Source organism: Streptococcus mitis, from assembly GCF_003942765.1.
GTDB classification, from domain to species: domain Bacteria; phylum Bacillota; class Bacilli; order Lactobacillales; family Streptococcaceae; genus Streptococcus; species Streptococcus mitis_BE.
Map to the genome: position 1 here is coordinate 81,333 of NZ_RJNW01000004.1, position 19,789 is coordinate 101,121.

The 19,789-nt window shown below is 35.6% G+C and carries 14 protein-coding genes and 1 pseudogene; 4 read left to right on the forward strand and 11 right to left on the reverse strand.

All coding sequences use genetic code 11. The annotated features are described in order from the left end of the window. The first annotated feature begins 230 nt into the window (after nucleotides 1-230). Entirely contained in the window at nucleotides 231-6,650 is a 6,420-nt protein-coding gene (locus tag D8849_RS06980; RefSeq protein WP_125386609.1) for an alpha-L-fucosidase, read from the forward strand. 310 nt (nucleotides 6,651-6,960) lie between these two features. Here D8849_RS06980 and D8849_RS06985 read toward each other — a convergent pair whose 3' ends face one another. The 4 genes from D8849_RS06985 to D8849_RS07000 are packed head-to-tail and all read right to left on the reverse strand — an operon-like array spanning nucleotide 6,961 to nucleotide 9,711. Next, nucleotides 6,961-7,254 (reverse strand): DUF5960 family protein, encoded by a 294-nt coding sequence (locus D8849_RS06985; protein WP_042750130.1) that lies wholly within the window; start codon nucleotides 7,252-7,254, stop codon nucleotides 6,961-6,963. Then, nucleotides 7,247-7,609, reverse strand: a complete 363-nt coding sequence (locus tag D8849_RS06990; RefSeq protein WP_115904606.1) for a hypothetical protein — start codon at nucleotides 7,607-7,609, stop codon at nucleotides 7,247-7,249. Before D8849_RS06990 ends, D8849_RS06985 begins: the two co-directional genes overlap by 8 nt. After that, nucleotides 7,606-9,021 (reverse strand): Y-family DNA polymerase, encoded by a 1,416-nt coding sequence (locus tag D8849_RS06995; protein WP_125386610.1) that lies wholly within the window; start codon nucleotides 9,019-9,021, stop codon nucleotides 7,606-7,608. Before D8849_RS06995 ends, D8849_RS06990 begins: the two co-directional genes overlap by 4 nt. A 3-nt stretch (nucleotides 9,022-9,024) precedes the next feature. Further along, nucleotides 9,025-9,711, reverse strand: a complete 687-nt coding sequence (locus D8849_RS07000) for an XRE family transcriptional regulator (RefSeq protein ID WP_084861943.1) — start codon at nucleotides 9,709-9,711, stop codon at nucleotides 9,025-9,027. Nucleotides 9,712-9,948: 237 nt separating this feature from the next. On the opposite strand from D8849_RS07000, the gene D8849_RS07005 reads away from it, so the two are divergent. From D8849_RS07005 to D8849_RS07015, 3 genes are read left to right on the forward strand one after another with little or no spacing between them, the layout of a single operon-like run. Further along, the gene (locus D8849_RS07005) at nucleotides 9,949-10,497 is read left to right on the forward strand and encodes a YqeG family HAD IIIA-type phosphatase (protein WP_049509859.1); all 549 of its coding nucleotides are present in this window, start codon (nucleotides 9,949-9,951) and stop codon (nucleotides 10,495-10,497) included. Next, entirely contained in the window at nucleotides 10,481-11,317 is an 837-nt protein-coding gene (locus D8849_RS07010) for a VanW family protein (protein ID WP_084861945.1), read from the forward strand. The genes D8849_RS07005 and D8849_RS07010 overlap by 17 nt, the downstream gene beginning before the upstream one ends. A 58-nt stretch (nucleotides 11,318-11,375) precedes the next feature. Beyond that, nucleotides 11,376-12,041 (forward strand): hypothetical protein, encoded by a 666-nt coding sequence (locus D8849_RS07015; RefSeq protein WP_049486648.1) that lies wholly within the window; start codon nucleotides 11,376-11,378, stop codon nucleotides 12,039-12,041. A 1,443-nt stretch (nucleotides 12,042-13,484) separates the two neighbouring features. On the opposite strand, the gene D8849_RS07035 is transcribed toward D8849_RS07015, so the two are convergent. The 7 genes and pseudogenes from D8849_RS07035 to D8849_RS10660 form a co-directional block, all read right to left on the reverse strand. After that, nucleotides 13,485-14,255, reverse strand: a complete 771-nt coding sequence (locus tag D8849_RS07035; protein WP_125386611.1) for a hypothetical protein — start codon at nucleotides 14,253-14,255, stop codon at nucleotides 13,485-13,487. Nucleotides 14,256-14,307: 52 nt separating this feature from the next. Further along, nucleotides 14,308-15,432, reverse strand: coding sequence for an AAA family ATPase (locus tag D8849_RS07040; protein WP_125386612.1), 1,125 nt, complete (start codon nucleotides 15,430-15,432; stop codon nucleotides 14,308-14,310). Next, nucleotides 15,432-16,190: a DUF6414 family protein gene (locus D8849_RS07045; RefSeq protein WP_106100271.1), complete on the reverse strand. Its 759-nt coding sequence runs from the start codon at nucleotides 16,188-16,190 to the stop codon at nucleotides 15,432-15,434. Before D8849_RS07045 ends, D8849_RS07040 begins: the two co-directional genes overlap by 1 nt. A 371-nt stretch (nucleotides 16,191-16,561) precedes the next feature. Beyond that, nucleotides 16,562-16,873: a hypothetical protein gene (locus tag D8849_RS07050; RefSeq protein WP_185756221.1), complete on the reverse strand. Its 312-nt coding sequence runs from the start codon at nucleotides 16,871-16,873 to the stop codon at nucleotides 16,562-16,564. Between the two features lie 98 nt (nucleotides 16,874-16,971). Further along, complete coding sequence (locus D8849_RS10655; RefSeq protein WP_260467577.1) at nucleotides 16,972-17,637, reverse strand: hypothetical protein; 666 nt, start codon at nucleotides 17,635-17,637, stop codon at nucleotides 16,972-16,974. Between the two features lie 297 nt (nucleotides 17,638-17,934). Further along, on the reverse strand, nucleotides 17,935-18,864 hold the full coding sequence (gene mcrC, locus D8849_RS07060) for a 5-methylcytosine-specific restriction endonuclease system specificity protein McrC (protein ID WP_474104094.1): 930 nt from the start codon (nucleotides 18,862-18,864) through the stop codon (nucleotides 17,935-17,937). Beyond that, nucleotides 18,861-19,762 (reverse strand): annotated as a pseudogene (locus D8849_RS10660) (AAA family ATPase); the annotation flags it as partial. The gene mcrC and the pseudogene D8849_RS10660, both read right to left, overlap by 4 nt. Nucleotides 19,763-19,789 lie beyond the last annotated feature (27 nt).

A 19,789-nucleotide genomic window follows, 5' to 3' on the forward strand; every position in this document is an offset into this window, starting at 1 on the left:
CATTTCTCGGAATAATTTAGTATATTTGTTATATTAAGGATTTTAGGTCATTTTAAAGATTAAGATGGCAATTTAAATTTTTTCACCTCAAAATGAAAGCGCTTAAATAGAGGGAGGGGTTAGTCTCAAACTATTGCACAAAATCTAACTATCGCTAAAAAAAATCGTTTCCAAGTCATACTTGGGCTCAGACAGTAGCTGACTGTCTTTATTCAAACTAGGAGTACATTATGAATCGATACCTTTTTGAAAAAGGGCAAACTTTTAGCATCAGAAAATTAACCGTTGGAGTTGCTTCGGTTATGGTCGGACTCGCTTTTTTTGCATCTGGAACAGCACTAGCTGACGAAGCAAAAGTTGAAACTACAAGTTCTCAACCAAACGTAGAAAAATTGGCCGAAGCTGAAAAAACCAAACCAGAAGTCAAAAATGAAAGTCCTGTAATTTCTACACCTCAAGAGTCAGAGAAAGCAGAGAAAGCAGAAAAAACTGCTAAACCAGTAGAGGAGAAAACTGTAGCAGATACTAAAACGACTGACTTGCTTCCTGAAGAAATCCACGATCAAGCTTATCCTGATACGCCCGTGAAAAACATAGATACTTCAGCAATCGTAGACAAGAAGGAGAGCCCAAAAGTTGAGACAGAAAGTATTCTAAAAAACAAGGAAAATCTTCCAAAAGAAGCTGAAAATGGTAATCGTGCGATCATCAACGGTGGTCTAGATTTGAAACACGTTCCTTATGAAGGGCAACCTGCTACTGCTGCCAGTATGATTTACACTATTTACAATGGTGGTTCCCAACGCTATATCGTTTCTGGTTCTGGTATTTTTGTGGCACCAAATATCATCTTGACTGTTGCCCACAACTTTTTAGAACCAAACCGTGATACAAAAGAAGGACATATTCGAGGTGGAGATTCTGCTAAGTTTTACTATAACCTCGGTTCTAATTCTGCTGTTCGCAATTCTCAACCTGTAACGGGTAATACTACTCTTTTCAAAGAAGAAGATATTCATTTTTGGAACAAGAAAGAATTTGGAAAAGGATATCAAAATGACTTGGCTGCTGTTGTAGCACCTGTTCCTCTTCCAATCGCTAGTCCAAATAAAGCTGCTACCTTTGTTCCCTTGGCAGAAAACAAAACCTATCAACCAGGAGATCCTGTGAGCACGATCGGATATCCGACCGATTCAAGCTCACCAGAGCTCAAAAAACCAATTGTCGCAGGTCAACTTTACAAGGTTGATGGTGTTGTGAAATCTGTTGATAAGTATGATGATAAAGGCTCAAAAGGCATCACCTATCATATGACTTCTGTTTCAGGACTTTCAGGTGCTGGTATTATCAACGGTGATGGTAAAGTAGTCGGTGTTCACCAACACGGCACAATCGAAAACGGCATCCCTGACAAAGACCGTTTCGGCGGTGGAATCGTCCTCTCACCTGAACAAGTCAAATGGGTAAAAGATATTATCGCTAAATATGGTGTCAAAGGTTGGTACCAAGGTGATAATGGGAAACGATATTACTTTACTCCTGAAGGAGAAATGTTCAGAAATAAAACTGCTGTTATTGGCGAAAATCAATATTCTTTCGATGAAAACGGTGTTGCAACACTCATTAAAGGAATCGATTACGGACGTGTAGTGGTACAACACGTAGACGAAACTGGTAATCCAATCAAAACGGATGATACTTTCGTTGAAAAAACTGAAGTCGGAACAGCTTTTGACTATGACTTCAAAAAAGAAATCTCTAAAACTGACTTCTATACGAAAAATCAAGAGAAATACCAGATTGTCTCTATTGATGGTGTCGAAATCAACAAGCAACTCAAAGATGAGTGGACTTACAAGGTCGTTAGCAAAACAGCTCCAGGAACACGGGTCATCAAGGTGGTTTATAAAGTGAATAAAGGTTCATTTGCCATTCATTATCGTTTGAAAGGCTCAGAGCAAGAATTAGCAGATGTAGCTACTGATAATAACGACGGAAAAGAATACGATGTTTCCTTTGTAAACACTTTTGAAGCAAAAGAAATCGCAGGCTACCGCGCAATCACTCCACGCTTAGAAGCCAGCATCCAGCACAAGGGTGTGAATGATGTCATCTTTGAATACGAAAAAATCTCTGATAGCTCTAATCCTACTTCAAATGTTTTACCTGCTGCTCATCCAGAAGATAAGGAAACAGAAATCGGAAATCACGGTCCGCTTCCAAGCAAGGCTCAACTTGATTATCACAAGGAAGAATTAGCTGCCTTCATCCACTATGGTATGAATACTTACACTAATTCTGAGTGGGGACACGGAAATGAAGATCCTAAAAACTTCAATCCAACTAACTTAGATACAGACCAATGGATCCGTACTCTAAAGGAAACTGGCTTTAAACGCACTATTATGGTTGTCAAACACCACGACGGTTTCGTTATTTACCCATCTAAATATACAAATCATACCGTTGCTGCAAGCCCATGGAAAGATGGAAAGGGTGACCTTTTAGAAGAAATCTCTAAATCGGCTACTAAATACGATATGAACATGGGTGTTTACCTATCGCCATGGGATGTTAATAGCCCTAAATATAAGGTAGCTACTCAAAAAGAATACAACGAATACTACCTCAACCAGCTGAAAGAAATCCTTGGTAATCCAAAATACGGTAATAAGGGTAAATTTATCGAAGTCTGGATGGATGGAGCACGCGGTAGTGGTGCCCAAAAAGTAACCTACACTTTTGATGAATGGTTCAAATACATCAAGGAAGCTGAAGGAGATATCGCTATCTTCTCTGCTCAACCAACAAGTATCCGTTGGATTGGAAATGAGCGTGGTATCGCCGGAGACCCTGTATGGCACAAGGTCAAGAAAGCAAACATCACCGAAAATGTTAAGAACGAATACCTTAACCACGGTGACCCTGACGGAGATATGTACTCTGTAGGGGAAGCAGATGTTTCCATCCGCTCTGGCTGGTTCTACCACGATAACCAGCAACCAAAATCCCTCAAAGAATTGATGGATATCTACTTCAAGTCTGTTGGTCGTGGAACGCCACTTCTTCTCAACATTCCACCAAACAAAGAAGGAAAATTCGCAGATGCTGACGTGGCTCGCTTGAAGGAATTCAAATCAACCCTAGACCAAATGTATGCGACTGACTTTGCCAAAGGAGCGACTGTAACAGCAAGCTCGACTCGTCAGAACCATCTCTACAAAGAAAGCCACCTTACAGACGGTAAAGATGATACTAGCTGGGCTCTTTCAAATGATGCCACAACAGGTAGCTTCACAGTCGATTTGGGACAAAAGAGACGCTTTGACGTTGTCGAACTCAAGGAAGACATCGCCAAAGGTCAGCGTATCTCTGGTTTCAAGATTGAAGTCGAAATCAACGGTCGCTGGGTGACTTACGGAGAAGGTTCAACTGTTGGTTACCGTCGCTTGATTCAAGGCAAGCCTGTAGAGGCACAAAAAATCCGTGTAACCATCACCGGAGCTCAAGCAACTCCAATCTTAACCAACTTCTCAGTCTACAAGACACCAAGTAGTATCGAAAAGACAGACGGCTACCCTCTTGGACTTGAATACCACTCAAATACAACAGCGGATACAGCCGGTACAACTTGGTACAATGAATCTGAAGGTGTTCGTGGCACTTCTATGTGGACCAATCAAAAAGATGCCAAAGTAAGCTATACTTTCACAGGAACCAAGGCCTATGTCGTCTCTACAGTTGACCCAGGTCATGGAGAAATGTCCGTCTACGTTGATGGCCAAAAAGTTGCGGATGTGCAAACTAAGAACACTAGCCGTAAACGCAGCCAAAAAGTATATGAAACAGACGATTTAGCACCTGGCCAACATACCATTACCCTTGTTAATAAAACAGGTGAACCAATTGCTACAGAAGGAATCTACACTCTAAACAATAACAGCAAAGGTATGTTTGAGCTTGAAGCAACTTCTTACGAAGTCGAAAAAGGAAAACCAGTCACTGTTAAAATTAAACGTGTTGGTGGAAGCAAGGGAACTGCTACTGTTCGCTTCATCACAGAACCTGGAACTGGGGTTCACGGTAAAGTTTACCAAGATACAACTCAAGATGTGACTTTTGAAGATGGAGAAACAGAAAAGACTGTTACCATCCCAACGATTGACTTTACAGAACAAGCCGACTCTATCTTTGACTTCAAAGCCAAGCTCACTTCTGTTTCTGATGGTGCTTTACTCGGTTTTGCTACCGATGCAACCATCCAAGTGATGAAAGCTGAATTGCTGATCAAGGATCAAACAAGTTATGATGACCAAGCTAGTCAGTTGGATTACAGTCCTGGATGGCACCATGAAACCAATTCAGCAGATAAGTACCAAAAAACGGAGTCTTGGGCTTCCTTTGGTCGCTTAACTGATGAACAAAAGAAAAAGACAACTGTCACAGCCTACTTCTACGGTACTGGACTTGATATCAAGGGCTATGTTGATCCAAATCATGGTATCTACAAAGTCTTCCTAGATGGTAAAGAAGTTCCTTACCAAGATGGCATGGGAAATGCGTCGACTATTGAGGGCAAGAAATACTTTAGCGGTCACGCTACTCAACGCCAAGGCAATCAAACTCTGGTTAGCCTAAAAGGTCTTGATGAAAACTTGCACGCAGTCACCCTTCAACTAGATCCTGATCGAAACGATTTGTCTCGAAACATCGGTATCCAGGTGGATCAATTCATCACTCGTGGTGAAGGAAGTGAACTCTACAGCAAAACACAAATCCTTCAATCTCTCTCTAAATGGAAAGACGACTTATCTAACTTTGATCCAAGTGGTTTGAAAAATACAGCAACTGCACGTCAAGCATTTAAGTCTAATCTTGATAAACTCACTGCACAATTAAGTTCTGATACGGTAAATGTACAAGATGTGATGTCAACAGTCACTGCTTTGCAAGATATTCTTAGCAAAGACGAAAATTACCAAAAACCTGGAGACGAAACAAGTCCAGAACAACCGGTTGAACCTAAACAACCTGAACAGCCTGAAATCAATTATGATAAGGCTATGGCTAGCCTGACTGAAGCTATCGAGAAAAAAGTGGCTGCACTTGGTACTAACAACGATGCTAAGAAAAAATTAGTTGAAATTACTGATAAAGCAATCGCAGCTATCCAAGAAGCGAAGACTCAAGAAGATGTCAATAAAGCCCTCAATAACGCTCTTAAACAAATCAAGCAATTGCAACCTAGCCAGCCAGAACAACCAGTTGAACCAAAACAGCCTGAACAGCCTGAAATCAATTATGATAAGGCTATGACTAGCCTGACTGAAGCTATCGAGAAAAAAGTGGCTGAGCTTGGTACTAACAACGATGCTAAGAAGAAATTAGTTGAAATTACTGATAAAGCAATCGCAGCTATCCAAGAAGCGAAGACTCAAGAAGATGTCAATAAAGCCCTCAATAACGCTCTTGAACAAATCAAGCAATTGCAACCTAGCCAACCAGAAAAACCAGTTGAACCAAAACAACCGGAACAGCCTGAAATCAATTATGATAAGGCTATGGCTAGCCTGACTGAAGCTATCGAGAAAAAAGTAGCTGAACTTGGTGCTAACAACGATGCTAAGAAAAAATTAGTTGAAATTACTGACAAAGCAATCGCAGCTATTCAAGAGGCTAAGACTCAAGAAGACGTCAACAAAGCTCTCAATAACGCTCTTGAACAAATCAAACAATTGCAACCTAGTCAACCAGAACAACCGGTTGAACCGAAACAACCTGAAAAACCAATTACTTCTTCAAGTCCTGAAGAAGGAGTTAAAGAGCTTACCTTCCAACTTCCAAGTCTGGATATTGTTAAGAAGGCAGTACCATTCAAGACTATCCGTCGCGAAAATCCACAATTAGACAAAGGGAAAGAACAAGTTCTATCAGAAGGGAAAGATGGTGCTATAATCGAGTATATCGAAGTAGATGGCAGCAATCGTAAGGTAGTTCAAACCGAATCAACTCCAGCTCTAGACCGAGTGATTGAAGTTGGGACTAAACAAAGTTCTGTAGGAACAGATACTCCACCAGTTGTGACTCTTCCTGAGTACCTTCTACCAAAAGAACCTGAAAAACCAATTACTTCTTCAAGTCCTGAAGAAGGAGTTAAGGACCTTGTCTTTAAACTTCCAAGTTTGGATATTGTCAAGAAGGCAGTACCATTCAAGACTATCCGTCATGAAAATCCAAACTTAGATAAAGGAAAAGAGAAAGTTCTAGCAGAAGGGAAAGATGGTGCTATAATCGAGTATGTCGAAGTAGATGGTAGCAATCGTAAGATAGTTCAAACTGAATCAACTCCAGCTCTAGATAGAGTAATTGAGGTTGGAACTAAACAAAGTTCTATAGGAACAGAGGCGCCACCAGTTGTGACTCTCCCTGAGTATGTTCTACCTAGAGAAACTGAAAAAACAGCTCCTGCAGTTGTAACAGAAGATTCACCAAGAAAAGATGAAAAAGCACCTGTTGCTACTACAGCTAAACAAGACAAGGAAAAACAACTCCCAGAAACTGGAGAGCAAGAAGCAAATGCCTTCTTATTCTTGGCTGCTATTACTTCAGTATTGTCTCTACTCATCTTCCAAAAGAATTTCAAAGACTAATTAAAATCTTTACTTAATTCTTTTCAATGATTCTAGTTCCCCCAAGAGAAGACCAGCCGGTCTTCTCTTTTTCTATCTACAAATTAAAAAGCATCCATAAATTTCTATGGATGTCTTAGTATCTATAAAACAGAATGATTACTTGGGATAAGTATTTTCAAATTCAACAACAATTTCAAGTAAACGATTATCTTAAAAAGATAGGGCTTCTTGTCTAATCTCGTCAGAAAGACCATAATAAGCTTCTGCAAGTCCTCTTCAGATAGCTGCAATGGGGTACACCAAAAAACGAGTTCATCTCCTACCAAATCTACTGGCCACTATTTTTAACCCCAGCATATACATAGGTCCTATTTCTGGGACACGCTTTTTCCGTTACCACCCTAAAATAAAAGCTATGCTCCCGCCCATCCTTGGCATTTTCCTTGTTTAAAACAAAGTAGTTTTTCTGATTCATCGCCATGGTTCGTAGGATGTCATCAATCAAGAAAGTCAAGGGTACGTTCATGGCAGAGTATTTTTGAAAATCCTCTTCAAAACGAATATAGTTATCTGAAAAGTAATCCATCTGCAGTTTGTTTTCATACAGCTCTTTTCTAGTCATAAACTCCCTCCTCCCACAGCCGAATTTCGAGGATATCTGCAACCTCTATCAACCTATATCCCTCGCTTGTCCTAATAGATAGAGTCTGAGGCCATAACTCTCTCACCACACCGATGATAGTGGTTTTCTGCTTCTTTTCCTTTAGCACAAAATTTCCCCTAAGTTGGCCAACATAAAGCTGAGAAAGCAAGTGTAACTTCTCATCTGGAGTCAAATCCGTCGAAAAATCAACCCGGCTTTTTTCTTCACTGAGCGAACTGGTGTGTTCTGAAAGGTAAAATCCCATCCACTTCTGCATCCCTGGATCTTGATAATCTCGCGCGGATTGAAAGGGTAAATAAGAACGATCAATCATTTTAATCCATCTAATCCTCCAGCAGAATGTCCCCCAATCAGCTTGCTTCTAGCAAGACTCCTAGAGGCTTCTTCCAGTGCATTGGCTCTTAAAAGGGAAGTGAAACCAAATTGTTCCCGAATGGAGTCAATGGCCGTCTGGAGTCTTTCTTCTTTTTCTAACTTGTCAACATCATCAAAAAGAGATATCAAACCAAAGGACTCATCCACAAATCCTGAATAGTTGATTCCAACACTTCTGACCGCTCCAGAAGTGTATTTGTCATGAAATAGCTTCAAAACATAATTCGTTAAGACAACTGTATTATTGGTCGGTTCGACCTTCATTTGTGTGTGAATGGACGGCCTAACCTCCTGTTTAGAGAAACCGACATAGATAGAGACAAGGGTTGTTTTCTTGCCAGACCTTCTCAATCTAATAGCCACCTGCTCCGCCATTTCCCGGAGAATAATTTCAATATCACGTAGCTTCACGTAGTCTCTCGGCAAGATTTGAGAATTCCCCAAGCCCTTGGATTTAGCTTTATAGGGCTTATGAACATTGCTCTCATCAATCCCGTTAGCATGAAACCACAAACGCAGACCAGCCTGACCCAGAGCTTTCTTTAACTGGTCTGGATTGCTGGTTGCCAATTCCTTGATAGAAAAAATCCCCAGAGCATGCAAGCGTTTCTCCATCCGCCTGCCAATTCCCCAAAAGTCGGTCATCTTGGGAATGGACCAGACCTTCTCTTCCACATCCTGGTAAGACCAGTTGGCCCTCATGGTCGGAGTGTGCTTGGCCTCATTATCCAGAGCCAACTTGGCCAGTAAGGGATTGGCATTGGACATACCCACTGTAGAGTAAATCCCTGTCTGCCTCCAAATATCTCTCTGAATACGAGCAGAAAGCATATCCAGCTTGTCTTTGCGAGAGAGACTCTTATCTGGGATGAAATAGTTGAGCGAACTAGTCAGGTCAATAAAGCCCTCATCGATAGAGTAAGGATAAATATCATCTGGACTGCCATAGTTTTGAAAGATTCGCTGGATTTCCATATTAACTGCGATGTACTCATCCATCCTAGGTGGCACAATCAAGGTCACTTGAGCCCAATCTTCGATGTAACGAACATAGTCTGAGTCGGTAGGTAGCCCTTGCTTTCGAGCATTGTAATAGGAAAATTTGCGGGTCTTGATATCAAAGGGCAGATCATAGGCCCGACCAACATTTGACTTGCCAAAAATCTTCTTAAACAGGGGAGAGGAGGCTAGGATAAGACCAGTTGAATTATCCGCGCGACTCATTACACAAAGTGAGGTCTTCAGCGGATGTAATCCCCTTTTCACGCACTCAACACTAGCATAAAAGGATTTCATATCGACAAAGGCAATGTCACTTTTGGGCTCTCTGGAATAATCAAAATAGCCCATAGGCTAGCCCTCCATTGGCACAAAGTTCCCAACAATAATCCCAACAATCCGAGGATCTTCTTCATAGGAGATGAAAATATCCTTGTATTTAGGATTGATAGAGACCAGACGCAGGCCATCTTCCTCCCTATAGACTCGTTTGATATAGGTCTGGTTGTTGCAAACCACTGCATAAACAGCCCCATCATAGTCAAATCCTGTCTCTCGAATCAGAGCTACTGAACCATTTTGATATTTAGGTTCCATGGAGTCCCCAGACACCCATGACGCAAAATCATGAGCCAACTCCTCATTAAAGTAAACCGTATCAAAATTCTGATCATCGTAGACTGAAGCCCCAATCCCTGCTGACATGCGTTCATAAACACGGTACTCGTAGAGGCGCTCTGGCATGGGAGCCACTTTCTGAGCCTGTTCTTCTTGAGCCAGGTTGCGAGCATAGAGAACAACCTTCTCCTGCCCTTGCTTGGAGAGGCTATGGTAGAGACGGACAATCTCGATCTGAGTAAAATATCCTTTTGGTACTTTTAAAATATTCTCTAGCTGAAACACCTTCTCCTTAGATGGTTCCTTGACTCCACGTTCCCAAGCCGAGTAAGCCTGAAAACTAATCCCAAGTTTCTCTGCAATTTCCTTCTGTGTCAGTTTTAACTCTTTCCTCCGAGCCTTTAATTTTTCTGGCTGATACATACTTCACCTCCTATTATGATACTTTAATGGACATTATCTCCCTTAGAAAGACTAATCGATGCTTGAATCCATATTTTTAAAACTCAACCAATATGGTTTAGTTTTATTATATAAAAAAAGTGAACAAATGTCTACTAGGAATATCTATTTCTGCTACACACTTAATAGTGGTATTGACCTTGTTCTATATATGTGCTAGAATTATTGTTATATATTCAATGAAAGGCTTTACACAATATGTTTCCATTCATGCCAGCAGCACGAGCAAAAACTGTTTTTGATATCCCCTATCAAAGATTATATCAACTTGGTTTTAAAGGATTAATTTTTGATATCGATCAAACTCTTGTGATGCATGGCGCCCCCGCTACAGAACAAGTTATTGAACTATTTCAAAATCTCAAAGCCATTGGTTTTCAAATTTTTCTTTTGTCAAACAACGACGAAGAAAGAATATCAGAATTTAATCAACACTTATCTGTGCCTTTTATTCCTCTTTCTGACAAACCAAATCCTAAGAACTTTAAAAAAGCTCTTGACATGATGCAGCTAAAACCATTTGAAACAGTTATGATTGGAGATCAACTTTTTACAGATGTGCTCGGAGCTAGTCGTGCAAATATCTCCACTATCTTAGTTGATTTTTTATATGATCCTAAAGAAGGCGGAATTGGTAAAAAACGATGGGTTGAAAAATTAATACTTCATACTTACCCATTTTTGAGACAAAAAAATAAAAATTTAGATGTGATCAAAAAGGAGAAACAACATGGTTTTTTGGAATAAGGATCTATTATTTTGTGAAATTAGTCCTACAACATATAAAATCTCTTTAAAAAAAGAAAATCTAAAACGACATATCCAGAACTTTAAACAAGGAAAAAAATTCTCTAAAATTCGTCAAGAAAAGATATTACCTAACTTAGTTTCATCATATTCTACCCAACTGATAAAACGTGGTCCTGGCATTGATATTACTCTTCAAAAAGGAAAAGCTACTAACATACAGATTGCTAGTAAAAATCTAAATAACATTATCATTCATCCAGGAGAAGAATTTTCTTTTTGGAGTTTAGTTGGTAATACAACTAAGAAAAAAGGATACCAGGAAGGGCGAGTTATTGTTAATGGTAAAGTAGAACCTGATATTGGCGGCGGGCTATGTAATTTAGCTAACTTGCTTCATCTTTTAATTGTTCATAGTCCTATGGAAATTACAGAATTTCATTCTCACTCTGATGCATTAGACCCTGATAAAGGTACTAGGAAACCATTTGCAAATGGAACTTCTGTACAGTATAATCATCAGGACTATCGTTTTAAAAATAATACTGACCAACTTATTCAATTGAGAACATGGACTGAAAATGAGATTCTCTTCGGCGAGTTAAGAAGTGAATCACAATTTCCGTTCACTTATCAGATAGTTGAAGAAAATCATCATTTCAAAAAAGAAGGCAATTATTACTATCGCAACTCCATGATTTATCGTGAAAAACTTGATAGAATAACTGAACAAACTTTGGAAAAAGAGCTTATTTTGAAAAATCATTCAAAAGTCATGTACGATCCGAAACTCATTCCTAAAGAAATGATTAGACAGTAACCTAAGTACTTTTATTTTTAAGAAAAATAACTTAGAATTAACATCAAAAGGAACTTTTATGAACTCACCTAAATTAATTGTTATGCTGACGCATAATGATCACACAATTGAAAATGCACGAGAAATCTTCGAATCATGTAAGAACACCAAAGCCGAATTTTGGGGATTTAAAGAAAAACCACTTCCAATTTCGGAAATGAAGTCTTTATTTTCAGAAATGAAGTCTTACGGTAAAACTACTTTTCTTGAAGTTGTGGAATACGATGAAGAGAATGGTCTTCAAGGTGCACGAATTGCAAAAGAGTGCGGATGCGATGTTTTAATGGGGACTGTCTACTTTGATTCAATCAACGAGTTTTGTAAAGAGAATAACATAAAGTACATGCCATTCGTAGGAGAAATTAAAGAGCGTCCATCTATTTTGGAAGGTACTATAGAAAATATGATTTCTCAGGCGAAAGAATACTTAAAAAAAGGGGTCTATGGCTTTGACTTACTAGGTTACCGTTATACTGGTGACCCCTTGGAGCTAAATAATGCTTTTACTCAAGCCATACAAGCTCCCGTCTGTTTGGCCGGAAGTATTGATTGTTATGAACGGTTGAATGAAGTAATTGATACAAATCCTTGGGCATTTACAATCGGAAGTGCATTTTTTGAAAAAAAATTTGGTACAGAAATTCACGAACAGATTAATAATGTTTGTAATTATATAGAGAAATAAGGTAAAGTATACTTTGAAATTAATATGCTCTCCTCTATCAAATAAATTTTACTTTTATATCAACAAACTACTCTCAAAAAGTGAGATTAAAAGTCTCANTTTTTGAGAGTAGTTTTGTATTTTGACTATCACTTTAGTAAATATTCAGCAAAAGATATTATAATTTTTATACTAAAAATAAGATCGAGCATTTTTAAAAATATGTATTAAAAATATTTCATGTTTCTGCTGTAAAAATCAATGGTGGAAATTTTCAGGGAAACTCTTGATTTTTAGACAAAAAAAACATCCAAGAGAAAATTCTTGAATGTCTGTAAACGTTGATATAATCGGTTCGATTAACGTTTTGAGGCAACTGACTTCGTCATGTTGCAGCCACATTTGCAAGCGACTAAAGTCGCAACAACTGTGTCAATTGCCCCAATTTAGTAAGAAAGTACAAAAAGAACACCCCTAAAGGTGCTCTTTGTAAGTATAGTAATTCTTTCGAATTAACGTTTACTAAATTGTGATGCTTTACGAGCTTTCTTAAGACTTGGTTTGGAAAGTATTGTTTTCACTTGAACTAAAAAGAGCGAAATATCAAGGCTTTTCAGAACTATATCTACTGATTAATTTCATAAAATATGAATAAGTTTAAGTGAAATAGGGGAATAGGTTAGGTCCGTTTCAAGTATGACCTAGTTACAAAAATTTGGGGTGAACAGAAAAAGTACCCCGTATTTTTGATACGAGATGCTTTCAATAAGTGTAAATAAGTTTTAACGTTTACTAAATTGTGATGCTTTACGAGCTTTTTTCAAGCCTGGTTTGACAAGGTTTTGTTTTAATTTATTTTAGTGTAGCATGATACCAACATCTTTTGACCTTCTATTACAATATTTAATAAAAAAATTGGATAAGTTGAACTAAAAAAGAGAAAGTTTCTCCTTCTGTTATTATCAATATCTTGCTTTTGGACTAGGAAGTTAAGTAGTTATGCGAAAACTGAGTCATAGAAATAAATCTTTTTCTAGTAATGTTTCGCAACTCTACTATAACGGATTTATTCCTTTTGGTGTTTACACAACTTATTTTACACTACCTCACTTTGTCATTCAAACTAAACATGGTATAATAGTTAAGATTTTTACACTACTCATTTCTGGGCAGAAGTGGGCAGTAAAATTTAAGAAACAGGGGCTAAACCCTTGGTATGAAAGGAATCTATAAAATATTATGATGAACATGCAAAACTTGTTCCAAGATTTTTTTGACTTGTTAACGTCAGAAATATTGATTTAAAGCCTTTCTTGATTCCCAAAATTAAACTAAAATGACCTGAAATCATTTCAATAAGGCTAAAAATAGACTATGCAGTATCTTCTATATAATCAAAAATGCTTCACTTAATTAGTGAGGCATTTTTGATTAATATTCACTGTAAAAGTCTATTTATTTAACTCAAGAGATGATGATATTATTTTCAGAAAGATATTTTTCACACTTTTTAAACTGATTATAGTAATGTTGCAAATACACCGCTCCTTTATTTAATGCGTCTACCCTATCAATAACTTGAAGATCATAGTTTCCATTTTCATTTTTTAAATAAACAAGCAATAATAATTTATAAGAACCATCTACACCTTCGAATAAACAAAAAATAAAATGAGATTGATTTTCATTTGGATTATTCGAAATGAACGAACTGGGAGCAATACAATTATTATAATGTAGCCTGGCTGGATTGAAAAAATTACTATTTTCATTAAGATGGATATGAACTGCATTAAATGAAAAATAGTTATCATCTATTGTATCATTATCATTTTTTACATCATTATTTTTAATATAAGGTGTGAATATGTAAGTAGACTTTATGGTTCCTGAATTTTCATATATTCTTAGCTTAGGTACCTCAATCTCCTTTGCCTCACCGTTGAATACAGCTTTTACTTCTGACATCTCCTCTTTTTTATATGAGATGGATAATTTAGCTCTTCTATCTGTTTTTAAAACATTAATTCTTTCTATATATACAGTAATAATACTGATAAGAAATGCCAAAAATGCAATCGGTTCACTTATGACTTGCTGATAAACATAAGAAACGATATCAATAAACATTTTAACAACTGTCACTTTAGATTGGATTAATATGTAAACCAATAAACATATAGTTAACCAAAACCAAATCGTTTTATAAGAAGTTAGTTTTTTCAATTTTTTCATTTTAAATTCTCCACTCCATAATCTTTATCGTTCTCTAAAATTATTATCCTAATCAGTTTGATTTACCATTTATTATGACCTCCAATAATTCATCCGCAACAACATCTTCAACGTACTTCCTTATTGCTCTAACATTAGGGAGGGTGTTTAGATGCGATTCAATACAAGCTAATATCTTGTCCTCATCTAGATATTCCTGATACCTTTCATCTATATATTCAGAGCTAATAATTTTTGAATACGTCAATTTTAAAATTTGCTTTTTCTCATCAATAGATAGTGGAGAAAATTTAACAAAACCATCAATTCGGCTCAATAATGCTATATCAATATTTTTTTCCATTTCTAAACGACTTTTAAAATTAGAAGTGCAAATAATAATTGAGTTACTTAAATCTACTTTATAATTTTGGTCTTCATAAATGCCTTCATCAAACATTTGAAAGAAGGTGCTATGAAAAAATGCAGGAGCTAAAGCGAACTCATCAAGCAAAATAACATTAGATTCTCTGTTTAGTAATGTTTTAGAAAATGAGTCCTCGCTATGGTTTGTTGATTTAAAATATTTTACACTTGATTCACCACCAACCATCGACATTTGTTCTCTAATAATATTGTTATTTCCATACAGTGTAAATGATAGTTGTTTTGCTGTTTCAGTTTTTCCTATTCCTGGTTCACCATAAAACATTAATACTAGTGGTTTCGCATTCGTACGCACCAACTGAGTAACCAATTTCCTTAATAAACTTTTCTTAGCTTTTTCTTGACCAACTATTTTTTCATTTAAATCTTCAGAAATCCTTTTAAGTTGCTCCTCACTAATTTTTGCAAAAGTACTTTGTTCAATATTTAAAAATTCTGATTTAACTTGTTGCTTTAATGAATTAAAGAATTTTTTAGGGGGATTATGAAGATATATTTCTTCAGTTCCTGTATCATTAAAAATTTTGATTAATAAATCAATATTTTCAAAAACTAGGCTCCCAGAAAGCGAGTAGGTATCCATTCTAAAAATACAATTCTTTTTATCTATTAGAGGTTTTATTATATCAATAATAGTAGAATCTTTAGTCCAATTTATAATAACCTCATTAAATGAAACATAGTTATCTAATTTTGCGACCCTTTCATTAAACTTTTGAACTGGCTCAAAAAAAATATTAAATCTTACCATTACACACCTGCCACTAGAACATCATATATCGGTATTTTCTCATTATTTTGTTCTTCATCAAAATCAGCTCCTAGTTGTGACTGTCTCTGGTTTGATAATCTATCTATCATTGTATTAAAACTTAAATCAATTGAATCTACTTCTCCAACCTTAATTCCATAAAGTTTGACATCCATCTTGGTTAAGTCACTCAACGTATAATTATTACGTAGACCCGATATATTGAATCTGAAAACACTTTCATTACTCTCGGAACTAATTCCCTTAATTTCATAATATCCAGAAAGTCGGTCCAAAGTTCGTTCAATATTCTTTATTTCAATACCTTTAAAATTATTTTTATCATCATCTGTAATACTATTCATTTTAGTAATATCACTAATCATATCGAGAACAGGAGTGATGTTACGGTAAAAAGCGGGGGAGTCTTTTTCAATAAAAAGTTTAACATTATCTAAACGTTCCACTTTTGAAGAACCTTTTTTATTGGTCGCAAACTTTTTAAAGTTACTTAGCAATGTAGAGGTAATCTGTGATTCTACTACACCGCTTCGTTGATATGAAGCATTTCCAGAGAGTCCTATTTTAAATCGAGTAAAGAAATTCATACCAACCTTTCCCTCGGCATCTACCTCAACCATATTTTCGGACACACGTTTTATGATATCAGATTGTATCCCATTTTGATGTAATTCTAAAAAATCAAAAACAGCTTGCTCATCAAGATAAACAATTTTCCCAGCAAAAAAATCAGCCATTACTTCCTCCTTGTTACTATATATTCAGACTATTTAATAATCATATTATACCAAAATATCAAGTATTACTAAAAAATACTACTATATATCCCTCAATTTAGTAAGAAAATCGAAAAAAGAACACCCCGAAAGGTGTTCTTTGTATGTATAGTAATTCTATCGAATTAACGTTTACTAAATTGTGATGCTTTACAAGCTTGTTTCAAGCCTGGTTTTGAAGTTCTATTTTTATATAACTATAAAATGGCTTTATAACAGCAACTATTGGAATAGTAATATATAGAAAGTTTCAAAAAATAAACATTAACTAGATTATATTGAAGAAATCCCAGTATAGTTATTAATTTCCTCTTGTCGCTGCTTTCATGTTTCTATTTTCTTGAAAATTCTTTTGAAAAATTTTTCATAACATCTAAAATTTCAAGATCAAATTTATCGCCAAACTTTATCATTATCATATCTTCATCGTCAATAGCAACAATTAATATTTTTATGACTTTAGGAAAACGTAGATAACGTACATTTAGTTTTGTTTTTAGACGAATAGTGCCACATAATGAATCACTACCTATCACCCTGCCATATTTGCATGCGATACTAAGACTTTTTGCAAACACTTCGTTTCTATTCCCTTTCACTAGCAACGAATTTCTATTCGCCACAATATAAGGTATTAGAACCATATTTTTACCTTTTTTTATGATTATATTTAAGATTTTTTATCCATTAAGAATAAGGATTCGGTTAAAACAATCCATTATTGAAGTACTTTAAACGGCATTTAAAAACCTAATCGTTCTTGAACCCAGTTTCCATACTCATCATACCCAAATCCATCAGGGTCCATTGCATCAATACCGGCCTGTTCTAATGAATGACTACAAAAGTTACAGTAATAGAATCCACTTTCTTCATTACTAAAACTCCAATCAATATCCTCTTCATCAAAATCAATTCCACATTCTGTACAAATGTATTGTCCGGTTAGATTGTTCAATTCTCTGAATAGTTTTTTTTCTTCATCCGTTCCTCCCCGTATGTATCCTTTACCATCTCGATGATACATATGACAATTGGGTGACTTTCTTTCTTTTGGATAATTGTGTTTATTATTTTTAATATTGTCAGAAACCACTAATGTTTCTTCGTAGTCATTTATAATATCTTGATAGTCTGACTGATCAGAACTATACTCATAGTCTTCATCATAATCATAATCATAGTCTCTACCATTACTATAACTATCACCAAACGATTCATCTGAATCATCATCTTCATTTAAGGCCGCTGCTAACAAAACTAATATTGCTGCTGCTCCAAATAATATTTTACGATGATTATCTTTAATGAATTCAACCCCCTGTTGACTTAAATCAACAGTTTTATCCATAGTGTCTTTTAGTAATTTTAAAGAAGAATCTCTAAATTCATTTAGCTTAAATTCCATGCCTCTTATCCTCTAATTATATTTAATATTGTATCTTTACTTATATTCTATATGCACTTTGGGAGAAAAATATAAAAAGTAACACCTTTTATTTTTGTATTTATTTCTCTTAAAAAATGAACAACACATTTTATACCGGAGTATCCTTTAAAGAAAAACGTATAGCTATCTTTTACTATAACTTCGTCAGTTCCCCAAACCAAAATGGGAAAATGTTATTAGATCCAATTGCTCTTCTATTTCTTTAAACGGTAAATTCAAATCCAACGTACGAACACTAATCTGATTTCTATGAAACTAATAAATATTATCAAGCTGAATTTTCTCATTAGTTTTTGCATACAACAACATACCTGATACTATACATTTATTATCTCCAAATTGATACTGGCGATTTTTCACATATGTAAATATCTGATACAGATTATTAGAATGGATAGTGTTCTTATCGAAATGTGCTTGTGTAGTACTTGAATAGTATTTAGCATCAATAATCAAAACATTGTTCTCTTTTTGAAGTTGAATGTCACTTTGCATTATCGGCAACATGTCGCCAATTCCATCATCTAGGACCCACGGTATCTGGGAAGCATTGGCTTTTAGTTGGGGGTAGTGTTTTTTATAGTATTCGAGAATGAACTTTTCATATAGACGATTCATTTGCTGTTCATTAAGAAAATCCATTAGCTTCATCTGACCGTCTAATGTCGTTTGCAACAATCCCTTTATAACCAGATAACAAATAGAAATAATCATTCTATAGGATTGATTATTTCTATTATATTGAAACTTCCAATTTACTTTATTTAAATCAATAATATCAATTTCATTGAAAAATACCAATATTTTCCGTAAATCTTTTTTCCGTTTTTTGGGAATATCTGATTTCAATAAAAGATGTAAAGTAGACTTTATAATACGATTCATTGTATTGTCTACTGAAAACTCCTCATATGTGCAAACTATCCTTTTTCTAAATGAACTTTGACTCTTTAATGATTCACCTATCTCAATTTTTCCTCTCAACGTTGAAAGTTCTTCGGTTTTCGAGATATACTTTTTCTCTAATCCTCTCTTAAGTTGAATTACAATGGCCTTAACTAGAATAGCACTCATGAGATCCGCAGTATTTTGGAATTCTTCTGTAGAAAGTTTCTTATATCCTTGACCTTTTAGGACGCTGAACGCATAAGCTAGCATATAATAGACATTCTTTATTGGTATCACTTAATTGCGCTCCTTAACTTTTCGCTCCATTCTATTATCAGATTTGGTTCATCAAACCAATATTCTTTTAGTAAAGGTACAAGTTCATACTCAACGATGTTAGAAATTACTTGTTCATCTACACTCTCAGATTTCAAGTTACAAAGATAACTATGACCAATACAGAATCCTTCTCCCAAAGTCTCATCTGAAACAATAGCATAATTTAGATTTTTAATACAGGTAATTAGGTTATTTAACTTACTATTATTTATAGTTAATTGATAGTTTTTAAACCCATCAGTTTCAAACCCTGGTTTTAATTCGAAAAATGCAAACCGTCTTCTCAAAGCATAATCTAACATAGCTAAACTTCTGTCTGCTGTATTCATCATACCAATGATATAAAGATTATCTGGAATAGAGAACTTTTCATCCGAATAAACGAGTGGTAAAGATGCCCCTCTTTTATCATTCTCAAGCAGCATAAATAGTTCGCCAAATATCTTACTTAAATTTCCACGATTAATTTCATCAATAATAAAGAAATAATCATTAACAGCATCTAGCTCTGCTCGTTTACAGAAATTATAAAATGTACCTTTTCTTAATTCAAACCCAATATCAGAAGGTCTAAACCCCATGATAAAATCTTCATATGAATAGCTTTGATGAAATTGAACCATCTTAACTCTATCAACATTTTTTCTCCTATAAGAGAATAAGCTAAGCGTTTTGCAGTATATGTTTTACCTACACCCGGGGCCCCTTGTAAGATAATATTCTTTTTAAAAACAAGAACAGACCTCAATCTTTCATACTCTTCTTCCGACATAAATACATCATTAAGAAAATCTTCCTTTGTATATGAAGAATATGATTTTTCAACTTCTTCAACATCTTCAGATGTATCATCATCAAAAATATTTTTTAGTTTCTCTACAAC

What these genes read in the sequence shown, in the direction of transcription:
- D8849_RS06980 (WP_125386609.1), top strand. Translation starts at nt 231, where the DNA reads ATGAATCGATACCTTTTTGAAAAAGGGCAAACTTTTAGCATCAGAAAA.
- D8849_RS06985 (WP_042750130.1), bottom strand. Translation starts at nt 7,254, where the DNA reads ATGACTAGAAAAGAGCTGTATGAAAACAAACTGCAGATGGATTACTTT.
- D8849_RS06990 (WP_115904606.1), bottom strand. Translation starts at nt 7,609, where the DNA reads ATGATTGATCGTTCTTATTTACCCTTTCAATCCGCGCGAGATTATCAA.
- D8849_RS06995 (WP_125386610.1), bottom strand. Translation starts at nt 9,021, where the DNA reads ATGGGCTATTTTGATTATTCCAGAGAGCCCAAAAGTGACATTGCCTTT.
- D8849_RS07000 (WP_084861943.1), bottom strand. Translation starts at nt 9,711, where the DNA reads ATGTATCAGCCAGAAAAATTAAAGGCTCGGAGGAAAGAGTTAAAACTG.
- D8849_RS07005 (WP_049509859.1), top strand. Translation starts at nt 9,949, where the DNA reads ATGTTTCCATTCATGCCAGCAGCACGAGCAAAAACTGTTTTTGATATC.
- D8849_RS07010 (WP_084861945.1), top strand. Translation starts at nt 10,481, where the DNA reads ATGGTTTTTTGGAATAAGGATCTATTATTTTGTGAAATTAGTCCTACA.
- D8849_RS07015 (WP_049486648.1), top strand. Translation starts at nt 11,376, where the DNA reads ATGAACTCACCTAAATTAATTGTTATGCTGACGCATAATGATCACACA.
- D8849_RS07035 (WP_125386611.1), bottom strand. Translation starts at nt 14,255, where the DNA reads ATGAAAAAATTGAAAAAACTAACTTCTTATAAAACGATTTGGTTTTGG.
- D8849_RS07040 (WP_125386612.1), bottom strand. Translation starts at nt 15,432, where the DNA reads ATGGTAAGATTTAATATTTTTTTTGAGCCAGTTCAAAAGTTTAATGAA.
- D8849_RS07045 (WP_106100271.1), bottom strand. Translation starts at nt 16,190, where the DNA reads ATGGCTGATTTTTTTGCTGGGAAAATTGTTTATCTTGATGAGCAAGCT.
- D8849_RS07050 (WP_185756221.1), bottom strand. Translation starts at nt 16,873, where the DNA reads ATGGTTCTAATACCTTATATTGTGGCGAATAGAAATTCGTTGCTAGTG.
- D8849_RS10655 (WP_260467577.1), bottom strand. Translation starts at nt 17,637, where the DNA reads ATGGAATTTAAGCTAAATGAATTTAGAGATTCTTCTTTAAAATTACTA.